The 15,388-nt window shown below is 73.7% G+C and carries 18 protein-coding genes and 1 pseudogene; 7 read left to right on the forward strand and 12 right to left on the reverse strand.

What is annotated here, in order from left to right:
* Nucleotide 1: 1 nt before the first annotated feature.
* From ACQPY0_RS38340 to ACQPY0_RS38370, 7 genes and pseudogenes are all read right to left on the reverse strand, one after another.
* Nucleotides 2-898 carry a hypothetical protein gene (locus ACQPY0_RS38340; protein WP_432972306.1) on the reverse strand — a complete coding sequence of 299 codons (897 nt, stop codon included), beginning with the start codon at nucleotides 896-898 and terminating at the stop codon, nucleotides 2-4.
* A complete protein-coding gene (locus ACQPY0_RS38345) occupies nucleotides 895-1,635 on the reverse strand; it encodes a hypothetical protein (protein WP_432972309.1) in 741 nt (246 codons plus the stop codon). Before ACQPY0_RS38345 ends, ACQPY0_RS38340 begins: the two co-directional genes overlap by 4 nt.
* Before the next feature lie 33 nt (nucleotides 1,636-1,668).
* Entirely contained in the window at nucleotides 1,669-2,292 is a 624-nt protein-coding gene (locus ACQPY0_RS38350; protein WP_432972313.1) for a hypothetical protein, read from the reverse strand.
* Between the two features lie 36 nt (nucleotides 2,293-2,328).
* Nucleotides 2,329-2,655: a hypothetical protein gene (locus ACQPY0_RS38355; RefSeq protein WP_432972316.1), complete on the reverse strand. Its 327-nt coding sequence runs from the start codon at nucleotides 2,653-2,655 to the stop codon at nucleotides 2,329-2,331.
* A 281-nt stretch (nucleotides 2,656-2,936) separates the two neighbouring features.
* A complete protein-coding gene (locus ACQPY0_RS38360) occupies nucleotides 2,937-3,221 on the reverse strand; it encodes a hypothetical protein (RefSeq protein WP_432972319.1) in 285 nt (94 codons plus the stop codon).
* A 441-nt stretch (nucleotides 3,222-3,662) separates the two neighbouring features.
* A complete protein-coding gene (locus tag ACQPY0_RS38365) occupies nucleotides 3,663-4,457 on the reverse strand; it encodes a hypothetical protein (RefSeq protein ID WP_432995531.1) in 795 nt (264 codons plus the stop codon).
* Nucleotides 4,440-5,558 (reverse strand): annotated as a pseudogene (locus ACQPY0_RS38370) (lytic polysaccharide monooxygenase auxiliary activity family 9 protein); the annotation flags it as partial. The pseudogene ACQPY0_RS38370 and the gene ACQPY0_RS38365, both read right to left, overlap by 18 nt.
* Nucleotides 5,559-5,803: 245 nt before the next feature.
* On the opposite strand from ACQPY0_RS38370, the gene ACQPY0_RS38375 reads away from it, so the two are divergent.
* The 4 genes from ACQPY0_RS38375 to ACQPY0_RS38390 all read left to right on the forward strand — a co-directional run bounded on the left by ACQPY0_RS38375 (nucleotide 5,804) and on the right by ACQPY0_RS38390 (nucleotide 9,491).
* On the forward strand, nucleotides 5,804-6,982 hold the full coding sequence (locus tag ACQPY0_RS38375) for an FAD-dependent monooxygenase (protein WP_432972322.1): 1,179 nt from the start codon (nucleotides 5,804-5,806) through the stop codon (nucleotides 6,980-6,982).
* Nucleotides 6,983-7,065: 83 nt separating this feature from the next.
* Nucleotides 7,066-7,854 carry a hypothetical protein gene (locus ACQPY0_RS38380; RefSeq protein WP_432972324.1) on the forward strand — a complete coding sequence of 263 codons (789 nt, stop codon included), beginning with the start codon at nucleotides 7,066-7,068 and terminating at the stop codon, nucleotides 7,852-7,854.
* Nucleotides 7,841-8,767 carry a serine hydrolase domain-containing protein gene (locus tag ACQPY0_RS38385; RefSeq protein WP_432972327.1) on the forward strand — a complete coding sequence of 309 codons (927 nt, stop codon included), beginning with the start codon at nucleotides 7,841-7,843 and terminating at the stop codon, nucleotides 8,765-8,767. The genes ACQPY0_RS38380 and ACQPY0_RS38385 overlap by 14 nt, the downstream gene beginning before the upstream one ends.
* A gap of 148 nt (nucleotides 8,768-8,915) precedes the next feature.
* A complete protein-coding gene (locus tag ACQPY0_RS38390; RefSeq protein WP_432972330.1) occupies nucleotides 8,916-9,491 on the forward strand; it encodes a hypothetical protein in 576 nt (191 codons plus the stop codon).
* Here ACQPY0_RS38390 and ACQPY0_RS38395 read toward each other — a convergent pair.
* Genes ACQPY0_RS38395 through ACQPY0_RS38405 form a run of 3 tightly spaced genes read right to left on the reverse strand, consistent with a single transcriptional unit; the run spans nucleotide 9,457 to nucleotide 11,194 of the window.
* Nucleotides 9,457-10,101: a DUF1963 domain-containing protein gene (locus ACQPY0_RS38395; protein WP_432972333.1), complete on the reverse strand. Its 645-nt coding sequence runs from the start codon at nucleotides 10,099-10,101 to the stop codon at nucleotides 9,457-9,459. The genes ACQPY0_RS38390 and ACQPY0_RS38395 overlap by 35 nt on opposite strands.
* 1 nt (nucleotide 10,102) lies before the next feature.
* The gene (locus tag ACQPY0_RS38400; protein WP_432972336.1) at nucleotides 10,103-10,624 is read right to left on the reverse strand and encodes an N-acetyltransferase family protein; all 522 of its coding nucleotides are present in this window, start codon (nucleotides 10,622-10,624) and stop codon (nucleotides 10,103-10,105) included.
* Nucleotides 10,625-10,633: 9 nt separating this feature from the next.
* A complete protein-coding gene (locus ACQPY0_RS38405; protein ID WP_432972339.1) occupies nucleotides 10,634-11,194 on the reverse strand; it encodes a helix-turn-helix domain-containing protein in 561 nt (186 codons plus the stop codon).
* Between the two features lie 124 nt (nucleotides 11,195-11,318).
* Between ACQPY0_RS38405 and ACQPY0_RS38410 the strand changes: the two genes are divergently transcribed.
* Both ACQPY0_RS38410 and ACQPY0_RS38415 read left to right on the forward strand, forming a co-directional pair.
* Nucleotides 11,319-11,825: an FBP domain-containing protein gene (locus ACQPY0_RS38410; protein WP_432972342.1), complete on the forward strand. Its 507-nt coding sequence runs from the start codon at nucleotides 11,319-11,321 to the stop codon at nucleotides 11,823-11,825.
* A 70-nt stretch (nucleotides 11,826-11,895) separates the two neighbouring features.
* On the forward strand, nucleotides 11,896-12,324 hold the full coding sequence (locus ACQPY0_RS38415; RefSeq protein WP_432972345.1) for a hypothetical protein: 429 nt from the start codon (nucleotides 11,896-11,898) through the stop codon (nucleotides 12,322-12,324).
* On the opposite strand, the gene ACQPY0_RS38420 is transcribed toward ACQPY0_RS38415, so the two are convergent.
* Both ACQPY0_RS38420 and ACQPY0_RS38425 read right to left on the reverse strand, forming a co-directional pair.
* Entirely contained in the window at nucleotides 12,210-13,181 is a 972-nt protein-coding gene (locus ACQPY0_RS38420) for a helix-turn-helix transcriptional regulator (protein ID WP_432972348.1), read from the reverse strand. The genes ACQPY0_RS38415 and ACQPY0_RS38420 overlap by 115 nt on opposite strands.
* A 3-nt stretch (nucleotides 13,182-13,184) precedes the next feature.
* The gene (locus ACQPY0_RS38425) at nucleotides 13,185-14,111 is read right to left on the reverse strand and encodes an SDR family oxidoreductase (RefSeq protein WP_432972351.1); all 927 of its coding nucleotides are present in this window, start codon (nucleotides 14,109-14,111) and stop codon (nucleotides 13,185-13,187) included.
* A 478-nt stretch (nucleotides 14,112-14,589) separates the two neighbouring features.
* Here ACQPY0_RS38425 and ACQPY0_RS38430 point away from each other — a divergent pair, with 478 nt between their 5' ends.
* The gene (locus ACQPY0_RS38430; RefSeq protein ID WP_432972354.1) at nucleotides 14,590-15,159 is read left to right on the forward strand and encodes a hypothetical protein; all 570 of its coding nucleotides are present in this window, start codon (nucleotides 14,590-14,592) and stop codon (nucleotides 15,157-15,159) included.
* Nucleotides 15,160-15,388 lie beyond the last annotated feature (229 nt).

Below are 15,388 nucleotides of genomic sequence, written 5' to 3' on the forward strand. Positions count from 1 at the left end.
ATCACGGTGAGTCGATGATGGATCTACCGAGAGCCACGGCGAGACGTTCGAGCCAGCGGGCGGCGCCGCCGGGGAGTACGGTGTCGTCAGTGATCGGCCACTGCCGAATCTCATCCGGGGTCACACCGGCAATCCCGGAGAGCCGGCGAAGCCGCGGCGAGAGCTGCAGGCCGGGCAGTTCCGCCAGCAACACGGCGTCGTAAAGGTCCTTGTCCCGCCCCTCGGCGGCGAGCCACTGCAGTTTCCAGGCCAGCGACAGCGCGGGCGACGCGGTCCAGTGCGCCCCGAGGCTGCCGTCAGCCCGCGGAATCGCGGTGGCCACGGGCGGCTCCGGCAGCGCCTCGTCGTAGGCGAAGTCGAGCTGCACCGAGCAGCCCTCGAAGGGCACGGTGACCCGCACGCCGCCGCCACCGTCCTCGCCGTAGGAGTAGGCATAGTAGGAGGAGAGGTTGCCGACTTGAACGTTCTCCGCATCGAGTCGCACACCGTCGGGCGTCTGCGGGCTGGCCGCGATCAGGGCGACCACGTCCCAGTGGACCCCGTCAGCTTCGATCTCCTCCTGGCGCAGCCAGTGCAGGCCTTCCGGCGGCAGCCGGGGCCGGAAGCCCTCGGCGTCGAGCTCGTCCGGCGCCCACAGCTCGTCACGCGGGCGGATGTGCACCGTCTCCGGGTCCGTGCGCATGCGGTGGGGGCCGTCGACATACGGGTAAGGCCAGAATCGCTCCTGCGGCAGCACCGCGACCGGCCGGGTGACCCAGTCGATGTCGCCCGGTTCGCGGGCGGCCGATCCGGCCCAGGCCAGCATCGTGACGCTGCCGCGCAGCACGAGCGAGTCGGCCAGGGCGGACTGGCCCACCAGCGTCAGGATGTGGTCGATCGCCGAGCGCCGCGGGTTCACGCGGCGAGCCAGCCGGCGTCGACCGACGGGTCGGTATCCACGGCGACGTATTCCTCCTCGACCTCGGCAACGACCAGCCCGGCTCCGCGCAGGTCGGCCACGAGCGCGGCCAGGCGCTCGCGGGCCTCCGGCTGCCCGCAGTCGCGGCACCGCTGGGTCAGGAACCGCTCGTGGCGCCCGCCGCCGGCGTCGCGACGCGCGTTGCGCGACAGCCGGGCGCCGTGCGCGAGGCCGATGCGCTCCGCGACGGCCAAATCGCCGGACGCACCGCCGACGATCTGGCCGTCGGACGGTCCACCGGCCGCACGGTCGCCGGGCGACCCGCCGGTGGTCCGCTCGGCGGACAACCGGGCAGCGGCCTGGTCGGCGGACAACCCGGCGGCGGCACGGCCGGGCGCGTCGGCGGAGGCGAGGACCAGCTTGACGTGGTGTTCGAAGTAATGGCCGGGTGGCAGATCGGTCGCGGACTGCGGGATGCCGCGGTTGAAGGGCGAGGCCTCGACCTTGAGGCGGCGCACCGCGTATCCGCCGGCGGCCAGGCGCGCGGCCCAGTCCCGGCCGGCACTGGCGGCGTCCGCGAGGGTGCCGCGGCAGCGCAGCGTGAGCATCGGTTGGTCGGGGGTGGTGCCGCGGTCGAGGACGATCCGGGCGTACTTCATGCCGTGCCCGGCCGCGAACGCCTCCAGGCGCGGGTCGAAGGCGAGCGTCAGGTGGATCTCGAAGTCCCCGTCGAGCATCCGCAGAGGTTAACCCGGCGGGGGCCGCACGGGTCAGGCGAACCCGGGCACCCGGGTGCGCGAGAGAATCTCGACGCGCTCGCCATCGTCGTACTGCCAGCCGGTCAGCTCGGCCGTCGCGGGGTCGACGACGATCGTCAGACGGTTCGCACCGGCGGTCAGGGTGAACGCCGGACCGGTGCCGGCCAGGCCGGGCAGAGACGCCAGGGTGCGCAGGGCGGCGGCGCGGGCCGGGCGGTCGAGGTACCGAATTCCGATCATGTCGAGCAGGGACGTCGCGACCGCCGTCGGGCCGTCCGCCGGGTCGGCGGTGCGCAGCAGCAGACTGCCCGGTGGGTAGTCGGTGCGGACCGCGGGGGCACCGGGCGCGTCGAGACGGCGCTCGACGAGGCGGCCGGAGCCGTCGGCGGCGCGCCACCGCTCGCTGTCGAAGCGGATCGCACCGGCGCCGGTGCGCACCCATCTGACCAGGTGGATCCGGCTGTACGGTCCGGTGCTCGCATCCCCCGCCACCCTCCCCGCGGCCGCGGCGATGAGCAGCAGGCGGTCCCGGGCCGACGCCGGCTCCTGGCCCGGTTCCGGCCACCATGCCCGCCCGGCGAGCAGCGCCGCGCCGGCCAGCTGCACGGCGAGCGACGCCCGGGCGAAAGACGGCACGGTCGTTCAACCGAGCGGCGGGCTCCGGCGTTTCGGCTACTTGGCGTCGGACTTGCGCGGGCGGGATCCGGACCGCCGAATGGTGGCGTGCTCGCCGCCTTCCAGGAGTTGGACGATCCGTGGCGCCAGAGCGTCGGCCAGGGCGGGCGCCAGGGCGTCGGCGAACGAGCCGGCCAGGGCCTCGACGAGCAAGATGTGCTCCAGCAGCGGCGACGGGCGGCCCGGCGCGAGGCGGGACGTGAGGGACATGACGGATTCGAGGACGCCGCCGACCGGCCGGGCGCCGCCGCTGCGGCTGGCTTCGTCGAGGATCTCTCGGATCAGGTCGTCGATGAGGGCGTCGACGGGCTCCTCATCCGGCATCGGCAGGCTCCTTCGGGACAGCCCGGCCCGGCGGACACGACCGAGCCAGAATCAGGACGGCTCAGACCGGCAAGACACGACCGAGCCGGGAATCAGGACGGCACGGCCTCGCACACACGACCGAGCCAGAATCAGGACGGCCCTGCCCGGCAAGACACGAGCGGGCTGGAATCGGAATGGGCCCGCCCCGGCTTGGGCAGATGCGACCGAGTTGGGGTCGGGGCGGCCCGGCCCGGCGGACGCGGCCGGGCCGGGGGTCGGGACGTCGGGACGGGGCGGGGTCAGTGGTGCGAGAGCAGTGCCGCGAGCATGAGCGGGTGCTCCATCATGGAGCCGCCGTCCTCGTCGCGGCGGCGCATGAGCATCGCCAGGATCAGCGGGTGGTCGATGCCCAGTCCGGGCCGCCCGTGGCGGCCAGCCATGGCGGCGAGCATGAGCGGGTGCTCGAAGACGCTGCCGCTCTCCTGGCGGCGGGACATCATGGCGGCGAGCATGAGCGGGTGCTCGATGCCCGCCCCGTGCTCCATCATCGGCGATTCCTGGCGCTGGGCGGTCGCACTGGTCACGGAGTTCTCCCTTGGTCGGGGCGGCTCGGTTACGGGGCAACCGTCCCCGCCGGGCGCATGAGCCGCCGCCACCCGGGCCGCATGATCGAGGTCGCGGCCGCGGCGGGCCTCAGCTTCGGCGGCGGCGGGCGGGCCTGCGGCTCTGCCTCGACGCCGGGCAGCCGCGGCCGCCGAGTCCTCCGGCGACCGCGCCGAGGCCGATGTGCGTGCGTGGTCCGACGACGGACGGGGGCGGCCGAGCAGATCGCCGCGCTCCTGGGCACCGCGCGCTCCGTGCTCGGGCTCGGCCTTGCCTTCAGACCCGGATCGACGGGGATACCCAGCACCTGGAGGTCGTCGAGTCGGCGGTTGCGCTGCTGTTCCGCGACGGCCCGACATATCTGCGACAAGGATCCGGCGCCGATGCCCTTGAGGGCACCGGCGCCGGGAGTGACGCGGGGATCAGCAGCCGATGCGGGAGGCGCCGATCGCCACGTCGTCGTACCAGAGGGTGTCGGCGCCGTCGCCGTAGGCCTCCCAGCCCAGCCGGAGGTCGGTCACCGCCGGCTTCCACGAGCGGGCCAGCCACTGCTGGTCGATGTCCGCCGTCGGCGTGCCGTCCACGGTCAGGCCGGGGATGGCCGTCCCGTCGAGCCACGTCGACAGGGTGCCGCTGCCGTTGACCATGAACTCCACGCAGTTCCAGGAGTTCGTGGGCAGCGGGCGGCTCTGCGCGACGCCGGCCGGGCTCTGTGCCGGCAGGGTCGCGTCGTCGGACTCGCGGTTCCACTGCAGGGCGCCGTTCTGCCCGCCCATGCGCAGGTCCTTCCCGCCGTCGCCGTTGTCCTTCAGCGCCGCGAACGCGACGTGCTGGGACGGCAGGGCGGTGGTGTGGCGGACGTAGAACCGGCCGTACCACACCGAGCCGAGGCCGCTGAGGTCCTTGGTCGGCTTGACCATGACGTGGTTGCAGTAGCCGGCCGCGCCGTTGATGCGCACCGACTTGCCGCCGCTGTGCGAGACCGTCGAGTCGACCGTGGCGGTGCCGGAGCCCTGGCAGTTGGTGAACGAGGTCGTCCACGCGCCGGACACCGCGCTGCCGGTCTGGCTCTCGAAGCCGTCGCAGAACGCGGCGGCGCCGCAGCCGGTCGAGGTGCCGCCGCCCGGGCTGGTGCTGGTGCTCGGGCTGGGGCTGGTGTTCGGGGTGCCGGACGGGCTCGGCGACGTCGGGCTGCCGCCGTTCGCCGCGCAGGACACCGTGGGCGCGGTGCCCGTGGTGCCGTTGCCGAGCAGACCGAAGCTGGTGCTGCCGCCGGCCGGGATGGTGCCGTTCCAGGCCACGTTCGTGGCGGTGACCGCGGTCCCGGACTGGGTGACGGTGGCGTTCCAGCCCTGGGCGACGGTCTGGCCGCCGGTGTAGTTCCAGCCGACCTTCCACGCGGAGATGGGCGCGCTGCCGGGGTTGGACACCTTCACGTCGGCCTGGAAGCCGCCCTGCCAGCTGCTGGTCACGGTGTACGTCGCCGTGCAGCCGCCGGTGCCGCCCGGGTTGCCCGGGGTCGACGCGGACGCGGACGGGCTCGACGGGTTGGACGGCGGCTTCGAGGTGGAGCTTGCGCTCGGGCCGCCGGTGGGCCCGCCGCCGGTGCCGTCGCCGACCCCGGTGACCTGGCCGTTGCCGCCGTCGAAGGTGACGTCGGAGCAGCCGTAGAAGGTCTCCTGACTGTCCGAGCGGGCCCAGACCGAGTAGATCAGGTGCCGGCCGGACTTGGCCGTCGGCAGCTTCCCGGTCCAGTAGTAGTGCCCGTCGGCCGTGCCCGGCGAGCCGACCTGCGGCGGGTTGGTGACCTGCAGGAACGGGGTCGACTCGAGGTCCGACCAGGCCAGCGGCTTGGCCGGGTCGAAGCCGTCCTTGGTGACGTACAGCGAGAACGTGCCCGGGTGGGCCGCCCAGTTGCTGTAGTCGAACTCCATCGTCGCGCCGGCGGTCAGGTGCGTCAGCGGCCAGTCGCTGCGGGCCAGGTCGAAGCCGGAGAAGTCGTACACCGTGGCGGCGGCGCTGCACAGCTTGCCGTCGGGGATGAACCCGGCGGTGCGCCCGGCCCCGTCGGAGCGCAGCAGGGCGAACCAGTTGTACAGCGAGTTCGGGCCGCTCTGCGCGACGGCCGCGGCACAGGCGGGGTTCTTCGGCTGGATCTGGCCGGTGGCGGACAGGCCGTCCTTCCAGCACAGGTACGTGCGGCTACCCGGCTGCATCATCGCGCCGTGCGCGGATGCCGGGGTCGCGACCACCGCGACCGCGCCGGTTCCGGCCAGGGCCGCGGCGAACCACAGCGCGAGCCTTCTTCGTCGTGTCATGCTCAGCCTTCCGTGTTCGATCAAATGGACTTTCCTCGATGCGATGTCCACTGGGTCGGATTGAAGGCCGCTGACCAGCGCATTGACAATTCCGAAACAGGTTTCGGGCGCGCGTCCTGGCAAATGCGATGAAAGATTCATCACCGGACGCTGGAAAGCCCAGGTGAGGGATGGATAGGCTTCCGTCGCCCCATGGGCCATTTGTCCGTCTCGTTGTGTCATCCCTCGCATACGTGGAGTACCGGATGGGTTCGTCACCGCTGCACATCGCCGTCATCGGATCGGGCATCGGCGGCCTCACCGCCGCGATCGCCCTGCAGGCCAAGGGTTTCCAGGTCGACGTCTACGACCAGGCGAGCGAGCTGAGCGCGATCGGCGCCGGCATCGCGCTCGGCGGCAACGGCGTGCGCGTGCTCGACGAGCTCGGCCTCGGGCCGGCGGTGCGCGCCGCGGCCAGCAATCTCCCGCGCATCCAGTTCCACCACTGGCAGTCCGGCGACATCTTCTACGAGCACCCGATGGGCGACTGGTACGACGAGCGCTTCGGCGGCCCGTTCCTGGGCATCCACCGCGGGGACATGCACCAGGTGCTCCTGGACGCCTTCGACGGCGAGCCGCAGCTCGGGCGCCGGGCCGCCGCCGTGCACGAGTCGCCGGACGGCGCCGAGGTCGAGTTCGCCGACGGCAGCAAGGTCCAGGCCGACGTCGTGATCGGCGCCGACGGGCTGCGCTCCGTGATCCGCCATCACGTCACCGGCCCCGACGAGCCGGTGTTCTCGGCGATGAGCTGCTTCCGCGGGCTCGTGCCGGCCCAGAAGGTCCCCGGCGCCGACACGATGGGCCTGACCTTCATGCTCGGCCCCGGCCGGCACCTGGTGATCTATCCGGTCCGCGGCGGCGAGCTGATCAACTTCGTGGCGTACGTGCCGGACCCCGAGTGGACCCTCGAGTCGTGGTCGTCGAAGAGCGAGCCGGCCGAGGCGGTCGCGGCGTTCGACGGCTGGAACGACACCGTCGTGTCGATGCTGTCCAACGTCGAGGAGGTCGGGCGCTGGGCGCTGTACGACCGGGAGCCGCTGCGCAAGTGGAGCACCGAGCGGGTCACCCTGCTCGGCGACGCCGCGCACCCGATGCTCCCGCACGCCGGGCAGGGCAGCAACCAGGCCATCGAGGACGTCGCCGCGCTCGCGCACTACCTGTCCGCCGACGGGCTGGCCACGGCGGAGGCGCTGCAGAAGTACGAGCAGCTGCGCAAGGCCCGCACCCGGCAGATCCAGATGGGCTCGCGCGGTAACGCCGCCTGCTTCCAGCTGCCGGACGGGCCGCCGGCCGACGAGCGCAATGCGCGCCTGGTCTCGCTGGCGGACAACGTAGCCTGGATCCACGGTTACAACGTCTACGCGGACCTGCAGGAAGAGAAGTAGACCCGCTGCTCGCCGGCTGCCCGCCGGGGCTCGACCCCGGCCTGCTCCCCGCCCGGCTGCTGCGCTGGGCGGGCTCGCCCGCGATGCGTGGGCTGGTCGCCGCGTTCGGCGGCGACCAGCCCGACATCGCGGCCGGCCCGCTGCTGGCCTGGCTCGACGACTTCTCCGACACGCACTGGAACTTCCGCGGCCGCCTCGGCGGCGCCGAGCGGGACCGGGTGCGGGTCGACCTGCCGCCGCGCCTGGCCGCCGCGGCCCTCGCCGCCGCCGGGGACCTCGGGTTGACCGGCGCGATCGACCCGCCGCAGGAGCAGTACGCGCACGTGCTCGTCCTCGGCGGCATGGCCCGCGCCTGCCTGCAGCGCACCGAGCACGCCGCACACCTGGCCGCGACCCGGGCGTTCGGCACGATCACGGCGCTGGGCAGCCTGCGCCCGCTGGGGCCCGAGGAGCGCGTGGTGCCGGGCGTCGAGGGCTGCGCCACGGAGGCCGACGCCCTGGCCGCGGGCCTGCGACTGCAGGGCCTGGAGCCGGACGTGTCGGTCGCTCCGCCGCGGGATCCCGGGGCGCCGCGGGCGAACACCGCGGACACCTATGAGCACTGGGCGGCCCGCGCCAACCCGCGGCCGGACGAGCGCATCCTGGTGGTGACCTCGCCGATCTACGTGCCGTTCCAGCACTGCGACGCGATCCGGATCCTGGCTTTGCGGTACCGCTGCGGCATCGACACCGTCGGGTTCGATCCGCGACGGGCCACGACACCCCAGCCGCCCGGGGCGTCCGGCGCCGACCGCTATCTGCAGGAGATCCGTTCGGCGATCCGGGCGGCCCGGGCCCTGCACGAAGCGGTCACCGGCCATGCGCCTCGATAGCGCCCCGATGCCGGCGGTCGCGGTGGCCGTCTTCGACCGGGAGCGGGTCCTGGCCCGGCAGGTGCACGGCGTCGCCGACCTGACGACCGGACGGCCGGTCACCGACGAGTGCTGGTGGGACCTCGCCAGTCTCACGAAGGTACTGGTGACGCTGCCGAACGTCCTCGGCCTCGGGTTGCCCAGGGACCGCCCGATCGCTCGGCTGTGGGCGCGGGCGGCCGGGCGGGCGGCCGGCGGCGCGAGCATCGACGACCTGCTCGCGCACCGCTCGGGGCTGCCGGCCACGGCGAGGTTCTACGAGACGCTGCGCGCAGCGGCGATCGTGGACGCGGCCCTGGACACGGTGCCCTCGCACCCGCGGCCGGTGTACAGCGACCTCGGGTACATCATCCTCGGCGCGATGGTCGAGGACCTCACCGGCCGGCCGCTCGACGGCGGCGGGCTGCGGATGGGCGGGCCGGTCGCGCCGGCGGTGGCGACCGAGGACTGCCCGTGGCGCGGCCGCCTGATCTGCGGCGAGGTGCACGACGAGAACGCGGCGGCGATGGGCGGTTACGGCGGGCACGCGGGCGCGTTCGGCACCCTCGACCTGGTCGTGGCGAAGGCCCGGGCCCAGTTCGGCCCGGCGCCGCCGTGTCTGGCCGAGAGCGGCAACGAGCGGTTCGCGGCCGGCTGGTGGCTGCACCCGGCCCGCGGGATCGGCGGCCCGCAGGCCGGCCACGACGGTTACGGCGCCTCCGGGTTCGTCGGCAACCGCATCTGGTTCGAACCGGGCCGCGGGTACGGAGTCGTGGTGCTGAGCAACCGCGTTCACCCCGTCCGCGGCGACCGGGCCCCGTTCGCCGCCTGGTGCGACCAGCTTCTCCACGAGATCGCCGTCGAATTCGGCCGGCCGTCTTCGACGCGTGGGTGAAGACACGCTCGCGTCTTCGCGCTCCCGGCGTGGTCCTCGCGTGGGCCGGGATCGCGGCGCGCTCGGGGTTCCGGCTGGGGCGGACCTCCGGGTACGGCCGGGGTTCTGCCCGGATGTCCGCATCGGCGCCGGCGACGACGCTCGTGGCATGACCTCTTCGCCTCTCGTGCGCACCAGCGCCCTCGCGGCGCCGGTGCTGCTGTTCGGCTACGGCGCGCTGCGGCTCATCGACGGCCTCGACGGCCGCCACGACAAGGGCGCCTGGATGTGGAACACGGGCCACGTCATGTTCTTCGCCGCGATGCTGCTGCTGGGCGGGCTCGCCGTCGGCGGCCGCAGGATGCTGCCGTTCCGCGACTTCCGCAACCGGCTCGCGGCGAACCTGGCCGTGATCGGCACCCTCGCGGGGATGGTGTCGTTCCTGTGGGTCATCGCGGGGGACCTGGCGCCGTCGTTCGCCGACGCGGCGCCGCTGGCGGGCCCGCTTCAGGTGCTCGGCCCGGCCGTGTTTCAGCTCGGCCTGCTGACGCTGCTGGTCCAGCTGGTCCGCGCGCACCGGCTGCCGGCCTGGAGCCCGGTCGCGGTGCTGTTCGCGTTCCTCATGATCGCCGTGACGCTCGATCTGATCCCGGTCGCCGCCGCCCTGCTCCTCGCCGGCCTGCTGCCGCTGCGGGGCCGCGGCGCCGGGCTCAGTGGCTCTGGCCCTCGGCTCGCACGCGGCTGAAGTCGCGGGCGGCGAGGTCCTCGTCGCGGATCCAGAAGTACAGGGTCCCGGCGTCGGCGAACTCCCAGCCGGCCCCGGGGTCGCTGTCGAGCTGGAGCAGCAGCTGCCAGCCGGGCTCGTGCATCGGCTCCTGCAGCGGGTCCGACCAGCCGAGGACCCGGTGCAGGGGGCCGTCGGTGCGGCGGGCGATCCGGCGGTACACCTGGTTGGCCTCGCCCGGCCGGGCCTGCCACAGCGCGTGGACCGGCTCCTCCCAGCGCTCCGGCACCGTGAGCACCCGGGTCGCGGCGTGCGGGATTCCGGTGCCTGGACCCGGCGGGCCGGGATGCACGTGCCAGTGCGGGTCGAGCCCATCGACGTCGTAGAAGAAGTTCAGCACCGTGTCCGGGGCGAGCTCGTCGGCGGCGATGCCTGCGAGGAACCGCAGCGGCCGGCCGTCGGGGGTGTGCGGCCAGGCGAAGCCGGGACCGGTGCGCGGCTCACCGCCGAGCCAGGACGGGCCGGGGCCGGGCGTGAGGCGCAGCGACGGCCGCGCATGGTCCACCAGCGCCTGCCACAGCTGCGTTCCTCCCAGCGGCGGGCCGGCCAGAACGGTCTCGTCGACCTCCATGTCACGGCTCCAGGCGCTTGTAGAAGAAGCTGCAGTCCTCGAGGGTTCCGTCCGGGTCGGCGGCGTAGTCGGGCACGATGCCGTAGCGTATCCAACCCGCCGTCTCGTAGAGCCGCTCGGCCGGGCTGCCGGTGGCGGTGTCGAGCAGCAGCAGCGTCGCCCCGGCGCCGGCGGCGGCCACCTCGGCCGTGCCCAGCAGCGCCCGGCCCACGCCGCGGCCGCGGGCCCGGCTGTGCACCATGAGCTTGAGGACCTCGGCGCGGTGGCGGCCGTTGGGCTTGGCCTCCAGCGCGAGGCTCACGGTGCCGAGGAGGTCCCCGCCGTCCTCGGCGACCCAGACGTTGAGGCTGCCGTCACGCACGGCGGATTCGCGGTTGCGCCACCACGCGGCGGCGTCGCCGGGGCCGAACGGGGCGCGGAAGCCAACGGAGGCACCGTGCGCGACCACGTCGGCGAGGACGTCGGCGAGGCGGTCGACGTGGCCGGGGTACGACCGCGGGGTGAGCCTGGTGATCGTGGGCAACGCGGCTCCTCAGGGCAGCACGATGAGCAGGACGTAGTGGGCCGCCTCCGGGCCGGGGTTGACGAAGCGGCTGGGGCCCCACAGCCGGTATCGCAGACAGTCACCGACCCCGAGCACGTGCGTGGTGCCCTCGACGGTGAGCTCCAGCCCGCCGCCGATGACCCACAGGTGGTGCTCCAGCCCGGCGACCGGCGGCTCGTCGTAGGCGATGTCGGCGCCGGGCGCCAGCCGCGCCTCGACGACCTCGCCGCGCAGCCCGGGGTGGGGCGGGGACACCGAGCGGCGGGTGAACCCGGTCTCCCGGTCCCGCCACACCGGCTGCTGCCCGGCCCGCACCAGCTGCGGCGGCTCCGGCTCGACCTCCGCCAGCAGCCGGGACATCGGCCGGCCGTAGGCGGCGCAGAGCCGCCCCAGCAGCGCCGCGGTCGGGCTGATCTCCCCGCGCTCCAGCCGCGACAGCGTCGAGCGGCTCACGTCCGCGCGCCGGGCCAGCTCGTCGAGCGACCAGCCGCGCTCGGTGCGCAGCTCGGCGAGGCGCCCGGCGAGCCGGACCTCGAGGTCGTCTCCCATATCCGGGACAATATCCCGGATCAGGGACGATCAGAGCCGTGGCGGTCGTCACACGGAGGCCGCCGGCAGCCTAAGCCAGTTAATGCTTTGCCTAATAGCATTAGGGAGCCGTACCGTCGGTGGCGTGCGACCATTGACCGAACCCGAGATCCGGGCCGCCTTCGTCAACTGCTCCAAGGGCGAGGCCCAGCGCGCCCACGTCCCCCGCGACCTGGCCGAGCGCCCCTGGGCCGACCTGGACTTCCTGGGCTGGCGCGACCCGGGCGCCCCCGACCGCGCCTACGTCGCCACCCAGCATGGCGGACGGCTCGTCGCGCTGTCGCTGCGGGTGGCGCAGCAGCAACGGCGATACCTGCACCGCGGCATGTGCTCCCTGTGCCTGACGGTGCATCCGGGCAGCGGTGTCTCCCTGATGACCGGGCGGCGCACCGGCAAGGCGGGGCGCAACGGCGACTCCGTGGGCGTCTACCTCTGCTCCGACCTGGGCTGCTCGCTGTACGTGCGCGGGCTACGGCGCCCGAGCACGGGCGGAAGGCTGGACGAGACGCTCAGCGTCGAGGAGCAGACCGCCCGGCTGGGCGGCAAGCTCGACGCGTTTCTCGACCGCATCATCGACGCCCAATCTGAGTGATGGACAGGAAGCTGAGTGATCCACAGGTTCGCTCAGCCTGGTCTCATCGACCGGCGGGACCCTGGTCACCATGGCGGGTGCATCGAAGGTTGTACGGTGGTACGCGTACGCGGGCTGCCTTGCGGTGGTGCCGTTCCTCGTGGACGGGTTCCGGCTGCCGTGGTACGGCTTGGCGGTCGTGCTCGGCGCGGCCCTGGCCGCCTGGTCGCTGATGCTGAGACTCATCCGGCCCGCGCCGGTGGGGATCCCCCTGGCCGGGGTGTGGGCCGCGGCGGGGCTGCTCACGGTGTACGGCACGGGCACGCTCCTGCTGCTGGGCACCGTGAGCCCGGGAGCGCTCGCGGCCGGCGGCTACGGCTGGGCGCTGCTCGTCGCCGCGGCCTCCTACCGGCGCCGGTACAGCGCCGCGGTCCGCTCGGCCGCCCCGACGATCAGCTCCCGCAGCTCGGCCGGGGCGATCACCTCGGCGTCCGGGCCCAGCGCGAGCAGCTGGGTGTAGGCGACGGGGACCGACTCGACCGGCAGCGCGACGGTCACCCAGCCGTCGGCGCCGGGCGGGCCGGCCCCGTCGAGGGCGGCCCGGTAGGCGACCGCCTCGACGTGGTACCGCAGCGTCCCCAGCCCCTGCGGGCTGAGCCGCACGGTGACGCTCTCCCGCAGGACCGCCCGCTCGAACTCCGCGGCCCGCTGCGCCCAGAACGACGGCAGGTCGAACCCCTCGTCGCGGCCGAACCGCTCGTCGCCGACCGCGGCGGCCCGCACCCGGTCCACGCGGTAGGTGCGCGGGGCGTCGCCGACGCGGCCCACGAGGTACCAGACCCCGTTCTTGAGCACGAGCCCGAGCGGCGCCACGTGTCGCGTCACCTCGGTGCCGCCCCGGGCGTAGGTCAGCGCGACCATCCGGTCCTCCCACACGGCCCGTGCCAGCTCCCCCAGCAGCGGCGGCGGCTCGGCGTCGCGGAACCACCCCGGCGCGTCGAGGTGGAAGCGCTGCCGCGCCCGCGCCGAGGCCGCCCGCAGCGACTCGGGCAGCGCCGCCGCGACCTTCAGCTGCGCGGCGGCGAGCGCCTCCCCGAGCCCCATGTCGCGGGCCGGCCCCGGCAGCCCGGACAGGAACAGCGCCTCCGCCTCGGCCGGGCTGAGGCCGTTGAGCTTCGTGCGGTATCCGTCCAGCAGCCGGTAGCCGCCGGCCCGCCCCTGCTCGGCGTAGACCGGCACGCCCGCGGCCGACAGCGCGAGGATGTCGCGGTAGATCGTGCGCTCGGAGACCTCGAGGGCCTCGGCCAGCTCCGCCGCGGTCCGCGATCCGCCGGCCTGCAGCAGCAGCACGATGGAGATCAGCCGGGACGCGCGCACCGCCTAACGGTAGTCCTCGGCGGGCGCGTCCTTCCCGGCGCCGATGACGTCGGTCTCGTACCGCCAGAAGTCCGGCCGGCTGCCGTCGGCGTCCGTGACCCCGTACTGCGCGGCCAGGTCGGCACTGGACAGCGACCGCCCGTTGAAGCGCGCCCGGTCCGGGTCGGCGGCGAGGGCCGCGACGCCCCGCCCGAGGTACACCGGCGTCTCGGACATCGCGAAGTGTGGGTCCTTGGCGATCCCGTCGCGCCAGGTCGCCTCGGTGACCCCGAAGTGGTCGAGCATCAGCTCCGAGCGCAGGAACCCCGGCGTGACCGACACGGCCGTGCCGCCGAACTCCGGCAGCTCCTGCGACAGCGCGAACGCCATCCGCGTCACGCTCGCCTTGGCCAGGTCGTAGAAGAACGACACCCGGTACCGGTCCCGGTTGTAGTCCGCGGTCCCGTCGCTCACCTCGACGACCAGCCCGCCGGGCTTGCGCACCAGCAGCGGCAGCGCGGCGTGACTGGTGTTGATGTGCGTGTCGACGGCGAGCCGCAACAGCCGCCGCCCGCGCTCCAGGTCGTCGTCCCACAGCTTCTTGTCCCAGGCGAACATCCCCTCGGCGCCCCAGATGTCGTTCACGAGAATGTCGAGCCGCCCGTGCTCGCCGTCGATGCGCGCCACGACCTCGCGCACCCGCTCCGGGTCGAGGTGGTCGGCCTGGATCGCGATCCCCGTGCCGCCCGCCGCCGTGACCAGGTCGGCGGTCTCCTCGATCGTCTCGGGCCGCCCGATCTCCGAGGCCTGCGCGCGAGTGGTCCGCCCGGTCGCGTACACGGTCGCCCCGAGCGCCCCGAGCTGTACCGCGATCTGCCGCCCGGCCCCCCGGGTCGCCCCCGCGACGAGCGCCACCTTCCCCGCCATGCTGTTCTTCGCTGCTGTCTGCATGCCCGGGACACTGCCACGAAACCCTGACACCTTGTGTCGGTCTTTCCGTACCGTCCCCGCATGGCGTACCGGCGCCGCCCTCCTACGCGCCTCCGCCGACCCCAGCTTCACCGAGCCGAACGTCAGGGCCCGCCTGAGCGAGACCGGCACGATCCTGGACGCGGACCTCCCACCCGGGCGAGCCACCGGCCGACATCGACACGGTCTCGGGCTACCGCATCTGGTCCACGACCTACGACGGCCATGTCACAGCATCTTGGCGGCGCGGCCGGCGTCGTGACACCCGACGGCCGCCCTGAAGGCGGGCCTGACACTCCAAGGCTTGCACGAGCCCCGCCGGGCCCCAGGCCTTTTGCTCACCGGCCGCCCAGGACACATACACAGCCACCCCGGCCGCCGTGATCTGCGAGTTCTCCCAGTGACCGGCCCGGCGAACGGATCGAGCGTGGTGCGTGGCGCGGCGTTACCGTGAAGAACAATGGACCCGATGCGCGACGGCCACCACCCACTCGACCTGACCCAGGCCGATCCCGCGACCGCGGACGTCGACGCCCCGTCGGGACCGGTCATCGACCTCGGCCGTCTCGCCGTGTTCCCGCCTCCAGCGGGTGAACCTCGCACGGACGCCGCCGCGGGCCAGCACTCCCCTACCGCGGGTCCGATTGCCACCGGCGTCGCGAGCCTGCTGGTGGCGGCCACATCCGCGGCCGGCACGGGCGGATTCCCGGCGGGCACGCAGGCACGCGGCCGGGTGGGGCCGCGACTGAGCCGTCTCGCCCCAGGCACCCGCGCCGCGGTCCTGCTCGCCCTCGGGCTGGCCGCCGCGTTCCCCCCGGCGGCGCCGAAACCGCTCAGCGAGGGCCGTCCCGTCCCGCTTCCCAGCTACTGCACCGGCACTCCCATCCCCGGCGGTCGCCTGAACATCGTCCGGAACGACACGTACGTCATCCTGGACGCCACCACGAACACCGTGATCAGCTACGGCCCCTGCCCCCGCGGCACCGGCACCCGTGCCAATACCGGCACCCGCACCAGCACCGCCAACTGATCCCGCCAATCGATGGCCGTTGGCTGATGTCCGCCAGCGCTCGGTCGCCGGCAGGGCGGGGCCGACCAGCGAACATGAGGCACCGAGCGCGGAGAACGACGCGACGCCAACTGAGGGTCACGCGGCCAGCACACCACGACAACACGTACCAGCAGCCGCCGCGCATCGCGGTCGATAGCGAGGCGGGGCCGACCAGCGAACATCAGGCACCGAGCCGCGAGAACAACAC

It is taken from the genome of Dactylosporangium sp. CA-233914 (assembly GCF_050942935.1).
In the GTDB taxonomy this organism is placed as follows: Bacteria; Actinomycetota; Actinomycetes; order Mycobacteriales; family Micromonosporaceae; genus Dactylosporangium.